The organism is Brevibacillus borstelensis, from assembly GCF_036700025.1.
Lineage (GTDB): Bacteria > Bacillota > Bacilli > Brevibacillales > Brevibacillaceae > Brevibacillus > Brevibacillus borstelensis.
Genome location: NZ_CP144922.1, coordinates 4,879,280 through 4,895,358 on the forward strand (window position 1 = coordinate 4,879,280; position 16,079 = coordinate 4,895,358).

Sequence of the window (16,079 nt, forward strand, 5' to 3'; positions counted from 1 at the left end):
GCTGTCGTCAGACAATAATCCGACTAATTCGCCATGACTACTTAAGATTCCTGCTTCACTTTTCCCTGCATTCAAAATGTTCTGTCTCTACTATAGCAGGAAAACGGACTACAGGGGGTACTGCCTTAGGCAGGCATTCGCTTTGGCTTGCATTTTTTCCGCGTACGTCTCTATCGCTTTCATTTCTCCGCCGTCCGCTTTTCATCAGACTCAGACATCCGCAGCCGTCAGTGCACAGATACTCGCTTCCCGCCTGGCTCTTTTTCCGGTGCGGCTGCCCGTCTGAGAAACAGCGAGCAGGCCCAAGCGACGGCAATCAGCGCGAATGCCAGCAGGAACGCGCTTTTCATCCCGGCAAGCATAGCCAGGATTTTTCCCGTAGCATCATTTTGCGCGCCTGACGGACTTTCCAGAAACCGCTTGGAGCCATTCGTCATGACCGTCACGAGAAGCGCTGTCCCGACCGCACCCGATACCTGCTGGAGCGTGCCGATAATCGCTGTGCCGTGGGGGTATAGCGGCGGCGGCAGTTCATTTAGGGCATTGGTCATCACGGGCATCATCAGCATGGAGATGCCCAGCATGAGCAGCGTGTTCAACAGCATGATCATCCCGTAAGAGGTAGACAGCGTAATGATGGCAAATTGCCAGAGCGTATTTCCGATCAGCGCCAAGCCGATGACCGCCAGCCACCTCGCGCCGAATTTATCAAACAACCGTCCGGTGATCGGAGACATGATCCCCATCACCACTCCGCCGGGCAGCATGACCAGACCCGCTTCCAGCGGACTGTATCCCAGCGCGTTTTGCAGAAAAATCGGCAGCAGCATCATCGCCGAGAACATCGCCATCATGACGATCATCATGATCAGCGTCGAGATGCGGAATACCTTGTATCCAAACGCCCTCAGATCCAGCAGCGGCTGCGGAATGACGAGCTGTCTCCATACGAACAGCCCCAAAGAAACGGCCCCGGTGACAATCGGAATGAGGACGCCATTGCCTGTCCATCCCCCGTGACTTTCGCCAGCGCTGCTAAAACCGTACACAATCCCTCCGAATCCGAAGGTCGAGAGAAGAAGAGAGATGACGTCAATTTTGGGATTCGTCGTCTCTGTCACATTCTTGAGCTTGGCATAGGCAAAGCCAATTACAAACAAAGCGATAGGCAGCACACCGTAAAAAAGCACCCTCCAACTGAAATGCTCGACGATGATGCCGGACAGCGTAGGTCCGATCGCAGGGGCAAAGGTGATTACAATCCCGATGGTCCCCATCGCTGAGCCTCTTTTTTCAATAGAGACGATGGCAAATACTACATTGGTCAGCAAAGGAAACAACAGTCCAGTCCCGGCAGCCTGCAGCACCCTGCCGGTTACCAGCAAGGCGAACCCTGGCGAGATCGCCGCGATGAATGTTCCCACTGTGAACAAGCCCATCGCCGACATGAACAGGCTCCTTGTCGTGAACCGCTGGAGCAAATAGGCGGTAATCGGTATGAGGACTCCGATCACGAGCAAGTACCCGGTCGTCAGCCATTGCGCTTTGCTTGGTGAAATGCCGATGTCGGCCATGATTTTGGACAAGGCAACGTTGAGCAGGGTCTCGTTCAAGATAGCTACGAACACGCCCAGAATCATGACCATGACCACGACAAAATTGCCTCTGCTCCCGAAAGTCCCTCCTGTATGCTGCACTTCGCGTTTTTCCACAATCGCTCTCCTCTCCTTGGCAAATGCGCCCTGTTTCATGGACTCTCTTGAACCGTTGCCGCCCTCCCGCTTCGTTTTTAGAACCTTATTCTAGCCTGAAATGCCTGCACAGATTTCTTACCGATTGCTATGTTGCTGACGGCGGTATGCATGCCCGAAAGCTCTGAAAATACGCTCCACCGAAAGCATGCGGGAAAGAGTCCTGCCAAATGAGGCCAGCGTGGCTCCAATCTGGAAATCACCCTTTTTTTTGCGTATGATAGAGGGTAATGATCTTTTGCTAGAAGGGAGACAAAATGGCCCCCCGCTCAAAATGGTTGATATATAAATGGATTCTCGCGATAATCATCGCTTGCTTGTGCATGTTCCCGGCGACCCCCTCGCCAGCCGATACATTTGCTTCCGATGCAACGGCCAAGTACACGTCCGTAAAAAGCGAAGCCGTCCAGATTGTCAGCTACCGGCCTCATTTTACGGTCAAGTTTTTGAAGCAAAAGCTGCAAGGCTCCCTGTTCATGGACCAGTTGCGGAATTTGCAGCAAACGTACGCCGCCCCGCTCGTGACATTCCTGTTTGTGATCCAGACGCTGCTAAAATGGACCTTGCTAATGCCGATCCGATACGGGTCGATCTTCGTGGGCAGCTCCCCTTTTGGAACGCATTACATTCCAGAGAGGGGAAAAGCGGAACATGAAACATACAAAACAAGATGCCGAAATGATTCGGAGAACCGTAAAAGATTTGAAAATATTTGTCATCTTCATCGGGTTCGTGGTGGCAGGTTTGCTGGCCGCCAAATATTACTTGGGCTAACATGCAAATCCTCCCCTTGTTTTTGGGGGAGGATTCATTCATTGTCACGACGAGCCTATCATCAGAGCAAAAAGGAGTCTGTTCCGTGGAAAAATCACTTTATTTCGTCGTTAGCTGGGCGGACGCTAAGCAGTATTCGGACGCACTGAAAAAGCTTGGTATCGAACATATCATTGAAACGCCTGAAGAGATTCCTTCTCTCGTGCCGGGAGAGCTGGCTTTTGTATTTCCGAGCTTGCCCGTGCGCATTTATGCCAAAGTCAGGACGCTTTTTTCACATAACGGCAAAAGATATTAATGCTGTGCCTGCCATGTAGAGCGTATTCGTCCTCCTGTTTGCGTCCCTCACACGCCATTCCTCCGCAATCAAAACCAGATTGTCAAACATCCCAAGCCGGTCCCGGCAATGTCTCCCATGATCGCAAATTTGGAACAGAAATCATTTTCCTCCCCCTCTATAATCAAGCCGGGAGGGAAAGAAATGAAGCCATTGCAAACAAGAGATCCATTTCACGTATACATCTATACGTGTTTCCTGTCACAGCTATTTTTCACCTTTGTATTTACGGTGAATCTGCTCTATCAAGTACAAGTCGTGAAGCTCGATCCGTTTCAGCTCGTTCTCGTTGGAACGGTATTGGAACTATCCGTTTTTCTTTTTGAGATTCCAACGGGAGTTGTTTCAGATTTAAAAAGCCGGAAGCTTTCTATCATCATTGGCTATGCGTTGATCGGCATTGGCTTTCTGGTAGAGGGGCTCTTTCCGCATTTTATACCCGTGCTGTTGAGCCAAGTCCTTTGGGGGCTCGGCTATACATGTACAAGCGGCTCGCAACAAGCCTGGATTGCCGATGAAATAGGGGAGGATCGCGCTTCACTTGCCTTTATGAAAGGGGCTAAAGCGAACAGGCTTGGGGAAATCATCGCGATCCCTTTAAGTATGGCCACAGGTTTTTTTATGGTTAATCTGCCGATCGTTATCGGCGGGAGTTGTATGATTGGGCTTGCTGTATTTTTGAGTTTTGCCATGAGAGAAGAAAATTTCAAACCTGCGGATCGCGAGGAACGAATATCGAGTTGGCAGAGCATCAAGGGGAATATGAATACGATCATTCATTTTACGAAAACAAGCGCGATCATCCGCATCCTATTTCTCATTGCCTTGTTTGTCGGATTTTATAGTGAAGGATTCGACCGGCTGTGGATATCCCAGTTTTTGAACGTATCCCATTTATCGGACGTAATGGATGGTAGTTTCGTGGCGGTAGTTGGCAGCATTCAGCTCATCATCGTGCTCATTTCCTACGTGATCCTGCACTTTGTAAGTCGAAGCCCGATCCATCAGCATCTGCGCCTGATTTATGTATCGCTGTTTATCGGGAGCAGCGTGATTATCGCCTCATTGCTCGGTTTTGCGTTCTCTTCGCTTGGCGCTGTTTTAATCGCATTCTACGTCATCATCCAGGTGACGCGATCTGTGATGCATCCTTTGGAGGACATCTGGTTAAATAAAATCATTCCCGACTCGTCCACGCGTGCGACCTTCTTTTCCGTCAAAGGGCAAGTCGACGCCATCGGGCAAATCAGCGGCGGACCCGTAATCGGCTATATCGCTTCGAGCTTTACCATCAGGACGGCCATTGTGGCAAGCGCCATTCTGTTGACCCCTGTCCTAGTTTTCTACCATAAGCTCTTGAAAAAACGGAAAGGGTGAATCGATCACCCTCTTTCTTTTTCGATAATGGGAATATGGATTTCCATATAGATTTTTTCGTAATCCCAGTAATGGCAGTGTTCATCGTAGTATTCGAAATCAAAGCCGGCTTCATCTATTTCGTAAGACGATTGCGGCAGCCAATCTTCAAGGATGTATTGCCACGTTCCTTTAATGGAGGGGACGAACTGTGCGGGTTCCACGAGCGGCGTCCGAAAGATTGCGTACGTGGTTTCCGGGATGAGAAAGGCCGTCAGTTCCTTTGGAAGAGGGCGATCGTTATCGTAGTGTACGGCAAATAAATACGTAAATCGGTCCTTGTCCTGCTCGTTGCTTATATTGATGCAGTACTCGCCATGCTTTTCAGGGGATAATAATTGATAGAGAAACCGTTCTATCGAGCCATCGGTTAACCCTCGTTGCTGCCAAAATGCCGGGGCGTCCCTCGTATAACGGACATTTTCAAAAGCGCCTTCGAACGCTTTACCCGCTACATAAAACGCGCTCCGCTTCGCGATCTTCGGCTGCATAATGATTCCGCCTGTATTTTTTTCATGGAGGCTTAAGAGATTTAATTTTTGCGGCAGCGATAGCGGACAATGCAGCTTGTATAAGCTTGGAGGGCTGCCAAAGCATTTCTTGAATGCCTTCGTAAAGCCGGAATGGGTCTCGAAGCCATAATCCATCGCGATTTGAATGATCTTTTCGCCGTTCGCCAATTCATACATCGCGTATTGCAGCTTTCTTTTGACAACGTAGTCCATGATCGTGAAACCGGTATGCTTGTGAAAAATCCGATAAAAATGGTAGGGCGAATATCCAGCCATCGCCGCCAGCTTTTCCGGATCGATTTCATCTTTAATATGATCTTCGATATAATCGATTGCTTTTTGAAGCAAGAGTAATTGGTGGATACAAGCACCCCCTTGTAGACATACGATGGACCCTATTCAGATACCGGGCAATCCGTTCATTGTCTAGAGTATCAACAGCATCGGCAGACGTCCGCGTCCAGGCCGGCTTTCAAAGCGAACTAAAATAAAAATAACAGATAAGCGGCTTGATCGCATCAGGCTGCTTATCTGTCGTAGAACATGTTTCTCTGGCGCAAAAGCAAACTGCTTTTCCTATTTTTTAAACGTCACGATTTCACTCGTATCTCCAAACCGGAGAACAGGCTGGCTCGGCTCCGTCTCGGCGATGATCTTCCCGTGCCGAATCGAGTAACGGACGGTAGCCTGGCGGCGAATCGCATCGTATTCGTCCTGTGCGTTGAGAATGATCAGATTGCCCGGCTTTCCTTCCTCGATGCCGTACTCCGCTTCGATATGCAGCGTCTTCGCGCTGTTGACGGTAATCAGATCAATCGAGTCGGCGATTTGCTCGTAGCCCATCAGCTGGCAGGCGTGAATGCCCATGAACAGCACCTGCAGCATATTCCCGGTACCGAGCGGATACCACGGATCGAAAATGTCGTCATGGCCGAAGCAGACGTTGATGCCCTCCTGCACCATCTCTTTCACGCGCGTGATGCCGCGGCGTTTTGGATAGCTGTCAAACCGCCCCTGCAGGTGGATGTTGACCAGCGGGTTGGCCACGAAGTTGATGCCGGACAGCTTGAGCAGACGGAACAGCTTCGACGCATAGGCATCATTGTACGAATGCATGGCCGTCGTATGCGAAGCCGTCACCTTTTCCCCGATCCCCAGACGGAGTGCCTCGGCGGCTACCACCTCGACGAAGCGGGACTGCTCATCGTCGATTTCGTCGCAGTGAATGTCTACGAGACGGTCGTATTTCTCAGCCAGGCCAAAAGCGAGCCGCATGGATTCGACGCCGTATTCGCGGGTAAATTCGTAATGCGGGATTCCTCCGACAACGTCAGCGCCGAGACGAAGCGACTCTTCCAGCAGCTCCGCTCCGTTGGCGTAGGAAAGAATGCCTTCCTGCGGGAAAGCGACGAGCTGGAGATTGACGTACGGAGCCATCTCCTCCTTAACCTCCAGCATGGCGTGCAGCGCGGTCAGGCTGGGGTCTGTGACGTCCACATGCGTGCGAACATGCTGAATCCCCTGTGCCACCTGCCATTTGACCGCTGTTTTGGCCCGCTCTTTGACATCTTCCTTGGTCAGCGTCTGCTTGCGCTCCGACCAGCGTTGGATGCCTTCAAACAGCGTTCCGCTCACATTCCAGCTAGGCTCTCCTGCTGTCAAAGTCGTATCCAGATGGATGTGCGGCTCGATGAACGGCGGCAGAACAAGCGCCCCACCCGCATCCACCACTTTTCCTTCGAAACCTGTGATCTCCGTGGCGATTTTGACGATCTTGCCGTCACGGATGGCGATTTGCCACAGCCCTTCGCGTCCGCGAAGCTTTGCGTTGGTAATAAGCACAATCTTTCACCTCTTCATTTTTGTCGCTTGCTTCTGTGTCTGCTTTATTTTACCTGTTTTCCGTCAGATTCGCTGAACGGTGCGCTCCCATGGCTCGCATGACGACGACATAGATCAGCGCCGAGCCGATGATTGCATTGAGCGGCGGAATCCCCGGCACGAATGTCGCGAGCAGGACGCCCGCTACCCAGGCAATGATTGCGACTACATTGACGCTGGCAAATGTTGCTGTCTCAAAATGCTTGTACTTCTCCCGGTTGACGAAGAAGTAATCCGCCAGAATAATGGCTCCGATCGGCGGCAGCGTGGAGCCGAGGAAGGTCAGGAAATCGACGAAGTTGTTGTAGAGCCACCAAGCCAAGGCGGTCCCGACCACGCCGTTGAAAATGACCACTTTTTTGATTTTCACTTTGGTAATGTTGGACAGGCCAAGGCCTGAAGCGTAGAGCGCATTGTCGTTGGTCGTCCAGATATTCAAACCGAGAATGATAATGGCCGGCAGAATCATTCCCTGCAAGAACATCACTTCAGAAACATCGGACTGTCCCGTCGCGATGGCCCCGATCGCCCCGAAGAAGAACATCAGCGAGTTGCCGATGAAAAAGGCGATCACAGTCGCGATCACGCTGTTTCGCTTGGAGTTGGCAAAGCGGGTAAAGTCCGGCGTCAGCGTTCCGCCGCTGATGAAAGACCCGACGCAGATCGTCAGGGCTGTCGCCATGGAAATCGCTTGCGCCGGTTGATATTGCAAAAGTCCCTGCAGTCCCCCCACAGAGTTCGCTGCATCAGTAACCGAAATCATGCCCAGTACGGCAATGGACGGACACGCGATAAAGCTCAGTATGGCCAATGCCTTGATGCCGAAATAGACAGTAGCCGTCATCACAATACCGAACACCACGATCAGCAAAAGCGTATCGATTCCCGTCACCTTGTTGACTGGCAAAGCAAACATCGCTACCCCTACGCCGAACCAGCCGATCTGCGTCGCCGCCAGCATGAACGAAGCGAGGTACGAGCCCTTTTCCCCGAAGGCAAAGCGGGCCAAAAGATGCGTGGACAGGCCCGTATCAGCGGCCATATACGCCAATGCCCCGGTGTAGATGCCAAGAATCAGATTTCCTGCAAGTACGGCCAGTACGAACTGGGTAAAGGTAAGCCCCGTCCCGAGCTGACCGCCCGACCACATGCTGGCCGAGAAAAACGTAAAGCCGAGCATCACGACGAGAATGTGCCAAAAACTGCTGCGCTGCGATTTCGGAACCGCTTCGAGTGAATATTCCTTATCGACGGATGAAGTGCTCATCTGTACCACCCCTGTTGTTATTTTGTAGACCGGCACCCAACCAAAAAGAGGCCTCCTGCCGTATTTCCTGACAAGAGGCCTCTTTCACCACAACGACAGAAAGGGACACAAAGATTCCCAGCCTGCCATCAGCGGATTTCCGACTTACCTTGTCAGCCTCACGGGACTGATTTAAAGGTACCGTATCTAGTTCATTGGAATTATCTGCGATTCTTGTCCATCTGTCAATGAAAACCTGCCGACGAGACCCCGCTAGTTTTTTCACAAGTGTATGCGGACCCTTTCATCGCTATGACAAGAACTTATTTTCCTTTGTCGATATAGCGCTGCATCAGGCTCGCTCTGGTCAGCCAGACCTGGTCGCTCAGATGAATCCGGTAATGCTCGGGATTCATCATCCGCAAGTACTCCGGCCAGAACATCTGCAGCTGCTCCTTGTGATGACGGCGGATTTCTGCCAGATCAGGCAATTGATACACACGCTTGCCTTCCACAAAGACAGGGACGAGCAGCGGCTCGGCCACGTAGTTTTCCACCAGCTTGCTCAAGTACGTGTGGCTCGGGTGAAACAGCTTGATCGGCGCCTGCTCCTGGATGTCCGTCTCTGACGGATAACAGAGATAGTCCGCGATCGCTTTTCCGGTGCTTCTGTCGATCAGCCGGTAAATGTCTTTCGCTCCCGGAGTCGTCACTTTCTCCGGGTTGGCCGATATTTTGATCGTCGGGATGTACTCGCCGTCGTCACCTTCTCGGGCGACCAGCTTGTACACACCGCCCAAGGTAGGCTGATCTGCTGCCGTAATCAGCTGCGTCCCCACTCCCCAGGAGTCGACCCTCGCCCCCTGCACCTTCAGGCTCAAGATCGTATGCTCGTCCAGATCATTGGACGCGACGATTTTCACGTCGGAAAGCCCTGCCTGATCGAGCATCTCCCGCGTTTTGATTGAAAGAAAGGCAATATCGCCGCTGTCGAGACGAACAGCCCGCAGCCGTTTGCCCTGCCGCTGCATCTCCAGGCCGATATTGATCGCATGCGGCACCCCGCTCCCCAGCGTATCGTACGTGTCCACCAGCAATGTCACTTGGTCAGGCAGAGCGGCTGCATAACGGCGGAACGCCTCCTCCTCGTTTTCGTGCGACTGGACCCAGGAATGGGCATGCGTCCCTGCCGTCGGGATACCAAACAGCTTTCCTGCCAGCATGTTTGACGTAGAGTCAAACCCGGCGAGATAGACAGCCCTCGTTCCCCAGAGCGCAGCGTCCGCTTCCTGGGCGCGCCGGATGCCGAATTCCATCAGCAAATCGTCTTTGGCTACCTGACGGATCCGCGACGCCTTTGTGGCAATGAGCGTTTGGTAGTTCATAAAATTAAGCAGCGCTGTCTCCATGAGCTGCGCTTCAAAAATTCTGCTTTCCACGCGAACCAACGGCTCGTTTGGAAACACCAGCGAACCTTCCTTGACAGAATGGAGCGTCCCCGTGAAGCGAAAATTGCGGAGCTCCTCGAGAAAGCCGGGATCGTAATTTTCCTCCTGCTCGCGCAAATAATCCAGATCGCTTTCTTCAAAGCGAAGATCCTCCACGTATTTGACGATCCGCTCCAAGCCCGCAAATACGGCGTAACCGTTTCCAAACGGAAGCTTCCGAAAAAACGCCTCGAAAACCGCTTTGCGATTGTGGGTGCCATTGATCCAATGCGCATACATCATGTTTATTTGATACTTGTCTGTATGTAAAGCCAATCCTGGTGAAAGCAAGCTGCTTCGCCTCCTGTTGTTGCAGCGCCTGTGCGGAAAACCGGCGGACACCGCGGCGCTGGACGCCCTCCTCGAATCTGGCGTATACGAAAAACGCATGAATACTTCTCTCTATTTTAGCCTTTGTCGATGACAAGGTATAGCTTTGAAATGCAAAAGAAGGCCTGCCGGACGACAATGCGCCATCGCATCCGTTCGCCAGCAGGCTTTCGCTTTGATCTAGTTTTGATCCGTCAGCACGATTGGTCCGTCGCTCGTGATCGCAATCGTATGCTCGTACTGGGCTGACAGCTTGCCATCCAGCGTCCGGGCTGTCCAACCGTCCGCGTCAATCTTCATCCGATGGGTTCCTGCATTCAGCATCGGCTCGATGGTTAGCACCATTCCCTCTTTCAGCCGGAATCCTTTGCCTGGCACTCCGACGTGATTGTAGTTGGGCTCCTCATGCAGCTCCCGGCCTACTCCATGCGCCAGCAGATCACGCACGACAGAATACCCGTTTTCCTCGGCATGACTCTGAACCGCGTGCATCACGTCTCCGATCCGGTTTCCCGGCACAGCTTGCGCGATCCCTTTGTACAGGCATTCCTTGGTCACCCGCATCAATCTTTTCGCTTCGTCGGAAACCTCGCCCACCGCATAGCACCAGCAAGAATCTCCTACCCAGCCGTTGTACGTGGCGACGATGTCGATTTTGACGATATCCCCGTTTTTAAGCGGCTTTCTGCTCGGGAAGCCGTGTGCAATGACGTCGTTGACCGATGCGCAGATCGCTGCCGGGAATCCGTTGTAACCGTCCGTGTACGTCCCTCCACCTTGCTGCCTGATCAGCTTTTCGACAAAATCGTTGATCTCCTGCGTAGTGACGCCCGGCTTGATTCTTTTGGCGATTTCCTTGTGGCATGTCGCCACGATCCGGCCTGCCGGTCTCATCTGCTCGATCTCTTCGCGAGACTTCAAGTAAATCACGCCCGGCTCCTCCCTTTGCTCTCTCCGCTCTCTGAGAGGCGGCGCTCACTTACGCTCTTTCGGATCATCAGCAGCACTCCCTCCGGTGAAAAGTCTGCATCCTTGTGGTACATGGAGATGCCGAAGCATCCGACCATGGTGCCGATGATAAAATTGGCGATTCGGCCGGGATCGGTCCCCGTCGCGAGCGCTTCCGACTGAACCTGCATCTGCGTGATACACTCCAGCAGAGGCTGATACAGGGTATCGTCGAATCTCTGTTTGGCTGTGCGGCGAAGCTGCTCTTCCATTCCCACGAAGTTTTCCGCGGCCCATTTGTAGACGATAAACGCTGCGGGTGCCTCCAGCCACAGCCGCAAAAGCCCGGCACAGAACTCATCCAGCAGTTCCGCCGACTTTTCTTGCCGAGAAAAGAAAGCGCTTGTCAAAGCTTCCGACAGTTCAAAGCCTCTATCCAGCAAATCACTGACGAGACTGTTCTTGTTGCTGTAATAATGGTAGACAGTGCCATAACCGAGTCCCGCTTTTTTGGCGACGTCGCGAATATCAAAGAGAAGGCCTTTCTCAAAATAGATCTGTCCTGCAGCCTCCATGATCTGTTGAATGCGCTTTTCCCGCAACTCTTCACATTGTTCCTTTGTTCGCGGAGACATGGATATCCTCCTTATTTTTAGACCTACAAGTATGTCGATAATAAAATACCACTTTTTGGACTGAGCTGCAAGCGATTTGGCCAGCCATAGTGCGCCCTTTTGAAAAAACGCAATAAAAATCCCCCTGGATTCATGAAAACCGCGTGAGTTTTCGATGAATAGCAGGGGGAAGGAAGTTCTTTTATTTACGACGCCGCAACATCCTTCGCAGCGGCAGCCTCTTTTTGTCCCTCGAGATACTCCGTTGGACCGATAATACCTTTTTCACGATCCTGTTTCTCCAGCTCCAGCGCTTTTGGCACGGACAGCCAGTAGGCCAGACCGATAGCGATCACGCCGGCACCGAATTTCCCGATAATCAGAGGCAGGATGATCGTAGGCTGGAAGTTGGCGGAGAACGACAGGTGGTCGCCCAGCAAGAACGCCGCACATACCCCAAACGCGATATTGATCACCTTGTCTTTTGGCGGCATGGAGCGAACGAGTCGGAACATCGCCAGGATGTTGGCGATCGTCGCGAGCAAACCGGCGCTTCCCGTCGGGCTCAGGCCCATCCGGTTGCCCATCGCCTGCAGAGGCTTCGCCGCGTATTTCCGCAGCATGTACACCATCGGGAAAGCACCCGCCAGCATGATACCGATATAACCGGCCGTTTCCAGGGCGCGGAACTGATCGGTCGGATCGGCAATGATCGGATCGAAGCCCCAGGAGCCAAATACCTTGGAAAAGACGCCTGTGAAGTATTCCACGATCGAGAATACGAGGACGAGCTTGATGCCTGCATCCATCGTCTTCCCGAAAATCATGAATGCCTTGATCATCAGGTCGGGCAGGAAGCGCAGACCGAGCGCAATGGCGACCACAAACACCAGGATCGGCGACAGATTGATCAGAATTTTTCCGTATCCGATGGCAAAGGCGTAGGTGGATTCCGCATCAGTCGAGATTGTTTCGCGCACCTTGGTATTCGTCATTACGAGGATAGCACTGGTGATAAAGGCGCCGATAGGAACCGTCAAAATCCCGGACATCACGCCAAGCGCCATGTATTTGTGATCCCGTTTGTCGAGCATCGCCAGGCCCATCGGAATGGAAAACACGATGGTAGCTCCCGCCATGAATCCGACGATCATCGCCATGATCCAGCCCTCATAGGAGCTTTTCAGCACGTTGGCCAACTGGTAACCGCCCATATCGCTGGCCAAAATAGCGGTGGCCGCAAGCGCCGGATCGGCTCCGATCTTGTTGAAAATCGGCCCGCAGACCTTGTCGATAAACCAGGAAATATACGGAATTGAGGCCATGATACCTGCTGCCGGTACGAAGATATAACCGGTGGAATGAAGACCTTCCATAAATTCTTTGCCGAGCCCTTCATCACTGTTGCGGATCGCTGCGATTGCGCCGATCACCGCACAAATCATGATAAAGTAAATGACGTAACTGCCGATTTGGTCCATGTATCAACCCCACCTTTTCTCGCGCGTTCTATCGTCTGTCAGGCATAAAACGATCCTAAACCAGCGTGACACCCCATTTGCCTGCGGGCTTCCCCGGCTGTCGGGGGCTTCCGTCGGCAAGCCGCACGGACTTGGACAGCGGCTGCTTGCTTTCTCCCTCATGGTTCTCCTCCTTCGCAAAGGCATGGAAAAAATTAACAATAAAGGCGCCTAGTAATCTGGTAGCAGATTACCCAAGCGCCTTTGCTTTTTCGTATACACTTGTGAATTGTGAACAAGCGGGACAAAACTGGAACCGCTTACAATCAGGCAAAAAAATAAAAGCGGTACGCATAATTTATACTTCTTCATATACTCTGAAAATTCATCAGTAAAGCTCCATTGCTTTACTCCCATCGTAACCCAATTATATGGGCGGTAAGTCACGATGTCAACACTCGTTTTTTGCCTGACTCACAAACCTCGCCCCCACCATGCCGCCTCGAAAATGATGGGAAAAGCGGTTTAACCCCTTAAAATTTGAGTCTTTCTCCCTTATTCTCGCATTTTCATATGCTTCTTCCCTCCTTCAACCACCTAGGAGTCTAGGAAGGAAAACGCCTAGCGTCAAGGAGATCACTTGACCCCAGACGTTTTCCTTCCTGCTTGTCAGCTAGGTTGAAGTAGGGATCATTCTGCAATCCTTTGCCATACTACACTTTCACAACAAATGGTGTAATGAGTTGCAAGGCAAAGGCTTTACCAAATTCTACAGGTGATAAATCGTACAAGCTTCCATGAATCCGTCGCTGATTATAAAAGAGCAGATAGTTTGTCACGATTTCATAGGCTTCTTGATAGCTCTGAAATTCATTCCGCTGCAAACATTCTTTCTCCAAAACACTGTGAAATGACTCAATGTGAGCGTTTTTATTGGGTGTCTTTGGAGGAATTCGCTCATGCACCGTTTGGAAATGCTGACAGGCTTCTTCAAAGGCATGGCTAATAAACTGTGGACCGTTATCCGTACGGATAACAGGGCGATCATCACAATTGAATTGCTGCCGTTTCCACAAAGCACGTTGGAGAATCTGAGCAGCATGTTTTCCTTCGCAGGTCAGTCCGAAATGGTAGTCCACGATCGCTCGATCATAGACATCAATGAGACTCATCAGGAAAAAGAAACGCTGTTCTCCTACGATAAATCCGTATTTTACGTCTATCTCCCACAATTGATTCGGAGCGGTAATCTCTCGGTTGTTTGCCAACTTTCGAGGATGTTTCCTTTTCTTTTGTCGTTGTGGTTGCAGGAGTTCTTCTTCTTTCAGCAAGCGGTAAACCTTTTTCTTGTTGATGACCAGTTGGTGGTCTCGCCGTAGGCAGACGGTAAGCTTTCGATATCCATAAGCAGATTCTTCATCGGCAATCAACTCGGATAGCCATTCTTTGATTTGTTCGTCACTGACAGGTTGTCCGTCTTTTGACAACGAATAACCGGGTATAGGTCTTCCTCCGTGATAAACGCGAGGTTTTTGGGAGGCTTTGTTTTTTCGGTAATAGTAGGTTGCTTCCAGGATGCCGACAATACGTAGCACTAGTTTGGCTGTGTACCCCAGCTGTATCCACTTGTCGGCTATTTCCATTTTGTCCGATAAGCTGGGTTCACCTTTTTTACAAGATCACGAAGGATCGCGATTTCCAAGTCCTTTTCTCCCAGTAATTTCTTCAGTTTATCATTCTCCGTTTCCAGTTCCCGAAACTCTCCTGGACTTGGTGTATAGCTTGTTACAGCTTTAGCTTCGGAAGACGTATTCTGCCAATCTGCGTGTTTGGAGTCACGTATCCATCGATACAGCATTTTAGGGTCTATCCCATGCCGTCTGGCTACTTGGCTAGCGTTTCCTACTTCGTGGGCTTCCTGGATCAATTGTTGTTTGAACTCGATTGAATAGCGTCTCCGTTGCATAAAAATATCCCCCTGTTCTTCTGATATCAGCTTAACAAGATAAGGGGGTATGACTCAAATCCAATTTTGGGGCTTAAAAGAAAGCACCCCTGCCAGCTTTTGAAGTGCACCCCTTAGAATGGACATTGGATTAAACCCCTGGTAAATCCGATGAAATTTAAGGGGTGCATTTTTTATGGTGAAAAAGGGGCAAACGTTTAGAAGTTATTCTCACGAATTAAAGGTGGAAGCCATACGACTGCATATCGAAGAAGGATGGACATACCGTCGAATCATGGAGCATCTGGGGATTCCGGACCGCCACCGGCTTAAAGTATGGATGAAAAAATATAAACAGTTAGGCGAATTTGGGTTGATGGATCAACGAGGTAGACGTGAAGAATATGTTGATCAAGATCGATATGTTAAAAAGCTAAAACGAGAGAACTCGATGCTAAAAAAGTGTTTGAAAATCTGGATGCGGGAGGTGCAGCCCATAAGTATGAGGCGATCAAGCAAGTAGCTGGTGAGTATACGACTAGTGAACTTTGCAAGCTGTTTGGAGTCTCAAGAAGTGGATACTATGCATACTTGAAACGGCAACAAGCGGACCGGGACAAGCCCGTGAAAGACCTCATCAAAGTAGTTTATAAGAAGTATGATGGTAAATATGGGTATCGACAAACCCAGCTGTTTCTCTTACGAGATCACGGGGTATGGGTCAACCATAAGAAGGTACTACGTCTGATGCAAGAAATGAAGCTCCGTTCTCGAATACGCCGCAAATATCGAGGTCACTATGCTTCAACCGAAGGTGGACGAGTCGCTGAGAATGTGATGCAGCGGAATTTCAAAGCGGATGCACCTAATCGAAAATGGGTAACCGATGTCACACAGTATCGTGTCGCGGATACGTGGCTCTACCTGTCTGCTATTAAGGATTTGTTTAATAATGAGATTGTGGCTTACCACATTGGAGTTCGCAACGACAATCAGTTGGTCCTACGGACCTTTGAGAAAGCCTTTAAAAAGACGAAAGACGTGACTGGACTGATCGTTCACAGCGATCAGGGATTCCAGTACACGTCCTACGCTTACCACGACATGTTGCCGAAGGTTGGCGCCCAAATCAGCATGTCTCGGAGAGGCAACTGTTATGATAATGCCTCGATGGAGAGCTTCTTCTCGCATCTCAAAACGGAAGGGCTCTACCCTTATGATATCCGAAGTGTGGATGAGGCACAAAGGCGAATTGAGGAATATATTCAATTCTACAACCAAAGTCGACCACAACGAAAATTAAAAAGGCTGACGCCTGTTGAATTCAGACGTCAGCTGTCGGTCTAACGGTCGGGTTTTTTCTTACTGTCCACTAAAT

At 50.9% G+C, this 16,079-nt stretch carries 15 protein-coding genes; 5 read left to right on the forward strand and 10 right to left on the reverse strand.

The annotated features are described in order from the left end of the window. Window positions 1-227: 227 nt before the first annotated feature. Complete coding sequence (locus tag V5G20_RS23460; protein WP_338462430.1) at window positions 228-1,751, reverse strand: MDR family MFS transporter; 1,524 nt, start codon at window positions 1,749-1,751, stop codon at window positions 228-230. A 651-nt stretch (window positions 1,752-2,402) separates the two neighbouring features. Between V5G20_RS23460 and V5G20_RS23465 the strand changes: the two genes are divergently transcribed. The 3 genes from V5G20_RS23465 to V5G20_RS23475 all read left to right on the forward strand — a co-directional run bounded on the left by V5G20_RS23465 (window position 2,403) and on the right by V5G20_RS23475 (window position 4,239). Continuing rightward, window positions 2,403-2,525 carry a hypothetical protein gene (locus V5G20_RS23465; RefSeq protein ID WP_255320373.1) on the forward strand — a complete coding sequence of 41 codons (123 nt, stop codon included), beginning with the start codon at window positions 2,403-2,405 and terminating at the stop codon, window positions 2,523-2,525. Between the two features lie 85 nt (window positions 2,526-2,610). Next, the gene (locus V5G20_RS23470; protein ID WP_003389263.1) at window positions 2,611-2,823 is read left to right on the forward strand and encodes a hypothetical protein; all 213 of its coding nucleotides are present in this window, start codon (window positions 2,611-2,613) and stop codon (window positions 2,821-2,823) included. Between the two features lie 183 nt (window positions 2,824-3,006). Then, complete coding sequence (locus tag V5G20_RS23475) at window positions 3,007-4,239, forward strand: MFS transporter (protein WP_003389264.1); 1,233 nt, start codon at window positions 3,007-3,009, stop codon at window positions 4,237-4,239. Window positions 4,240-4,244: 5 nt separating this feature from the next. Here the strand turns inward: V5G20_RS23475 and V5G20_RS23480 are convergent, their stop codons facing one another. The 9 genes from V5G20_RS23480 to V5G20_RS23520 all read right to left on the reverse strand — a co-directional run bounded on the left by V5G20_RS23480 (window position 4,245) and on the right by V5G20_RS23520 (window position 14,722). Further along, entirely contained in the window at window positions 4,245-5,138 is an 894-nt protein-coding gene (locus V5G20_RS23480) for an AraC family transcriptional regulator (protein WP_003389265.1), read from the reverse strand. 228 nt (window positions 5,139-5,366) lie between these two features. Further along, complete coding sequence (locus V5G20_RS23485) at window positions 5,367-6,632, reverse strand: cytosine deaminase (protein ID WP_338462434.1); 1,266 nt, start codon at window positions 6,630-6,632, stop codon at window positions 5,367-5,369. Between the two features lie 49 nt (window positions 6,633-6,681). Then, the gene (codB, locus tag V5G20_RS23490) at window positions 6,682-7,938 is read right to left on the reverse strand and encodes a cytosine permease (RefSeq protein WP_031932101.1); all 1,257 of its coding nucleotides are present in this window, start codon (window positions 7,936-7,938) and stop codon (window positions 6,682-6,684) included. A gap of 302 nt (window positions 7,939-8,240) precedes the next feature. Then, entirely contained in the window at window positions 8,241-9,695 is a 1,455-nt protein-coding gene (locus tag V5G20_RS23495; protein ID WP_003389268.1) for a nicotinate phosphoribosyltransferase, read from the reverse strand. A gap of 219 nt (window positions 9,696-9,914) precedes the next feature. Beyond that, on the reverse strand, window positions 9,915-10,664 hold the full coding sequence (gene map, locus V5G20_RS23500; RefSeq protein ID WP_122959021.1) for a type I methionyl aminopeptidase: 750 nt from the start codon (window positions 10,662-10,664) through the stop codon (window positions 9,915-9,917). Beyond that, the gene (locus tag V5G20_RS23505) at window positions 10,661-11,317 is read right to left on the reverse strand and encodes a TetR/AcrR family transcriptional regulator (RefSeq protein ID WP_122959022.1); all 657 of its coding nucleotides are present in this window, start codon (window positions 11,315-11,317) and stop codon (window positions 10,661-10,663) included. The genes map and V5G20_RS23505 overlap by 4 nt, the downstream gene beginning before the upstream one ends. A gap of 185 nt (window positions 11,318-11,502) precedes the next feature. Beyond that, window positions 11,503-12,777 carry an ethanolamine utilization protein EutH gene (gene eutH, locus V5G20_RS23510; RefSeq protein WP_003389271.1) on the reverse strand — a complete coding sequence of 425 codons (1,275 nt, stop codon included), beginning with the start codon at window positions 12,775-12,777 and terminating at the stop codon, window positions 11,503-11,505. Window positions 12,778-13,469: 692 nt separating this feature from the next. Next, window positions 13,470-14,399 carry an IS3 family transposase gene (locus V5G20_RS23515; RefSeq protein ID WP_283858068.1) on the reverse strand — a complete coding sequence of 310 codons (930 nt, stop codon included), beginning with the start codon at window positions 14,397-14,399 and terminating at the stop codon, window positions 13,470-13,472. After that, window positions 14,390-14,722: a transposase gene (locus V5G20_RS23520; protein ID WP_025848869.1), complete on the reverse strand. Its 333-nt coding sequence runs from the start codon at window positions 14,720-14,722 to the stop codon at window positions 14,390-14,392. The genes V5G20_RS23515 and V5G20_RS23520 overlap by 10 nt, the downstream gene beginning before the upstream one ends. A 175-nt stretch (window positions 14,723-14,897) precedes the next feature. Here V5G20_RS23520 and V5G20_RS23525 point away from each other — a divergent pair, with 175 nt between their 5' ends. Together V5G20_RS23525 and V5G20_RS23530 are read left to right on the forward strand one after the other, a co-directional pair. Further along, window positions 14,898-15,224: a helix-turn-helix domain-containing protein gene (locus V5G20_RS23525; protein ID WP_024985204.1), complete on the forward strand. Its 327-nt coding sequence runs from the start codon at window positions 14,898-14,900 to the stop codon at window positions 15,222-15,224. Beyond that, complete coding sequence (locus V5G20_RS23530) at window positions 15,164-16,048, forward strand: IS3 family transposase (protein WP_155808033.1); 885 nt, start codon at window positions 15,164-15,166, stop codon at window positions 16,046-16,048. The genes V5G20_RS23525 and V5G20_RS23530 overlap by 61 nt, the downstream gene beginning before the upstream one ends. The last annotated feature ends 31 nt before the right edge of the window (window positions 16,049-16,079 follow it).

Coding starts and splice junctions, on each gene's coding strand:
- V5G20_RS23460 (WP_338462430.1), bottom strand. CDS start 1,751: ATGAAACAGGGCGCATTTGCCAAGGAGAGGAGAGCGATTGTGGAAAAA.
- V5G20_RS23465 (WP_255320373.1), top strand. CDS start 2,403: ATGAAACATACAAAACAAGATGCCGAAATGATTCGGAGAACCGTAAAA.
- V5G20_RS23475 (WP_003389264.1), top strand. CDS start 3,007: ATGAAGCCATTGCAAACAAGAGATCCATTTCACGTATACATCTATACG.
- codB (WP_031932101.1), bottom strand. CDS start 7,938: ATGAGCACTTCATCCGTCGATAAGGAATATTCACTCGAAGCGGTTCCG.
- V5G20_RS23505 (WP_122959022.1), bottom strand. CDS start 11,317: ATGTCTCCGCGAACAAAGGAACAATGTGAAGAGTTGCGGGAAAAGCGC.
- eutH (WP_003389271.1), bottom strand. CDS start 12,777: ATGGACCAAATCGGCAGTTACGTCATTTACTTTATCATGATTTGTGCG.
- V5G20_RS23515 (WP_283858068.1), bottom strand. CDS start 14,399: ATGGAAATAGCCGACAAGTGGATACAGCTGGGGTACACAGCCAAACTA.
- V5G20_RS23520 (WP_025848869.1), bottom strand. CDS start 14,722: ATGCAACGGAGACGCTATTCAATCGAGTTCAAACAACAATTGATCCAG.
- V5G20_RS23525 (WP_024985204.1), top strand. CDS start 14,898: ATGGTGAAAAAGGGGCAAACGTTTAGAAGTTATTCTCACGAATTAAAG.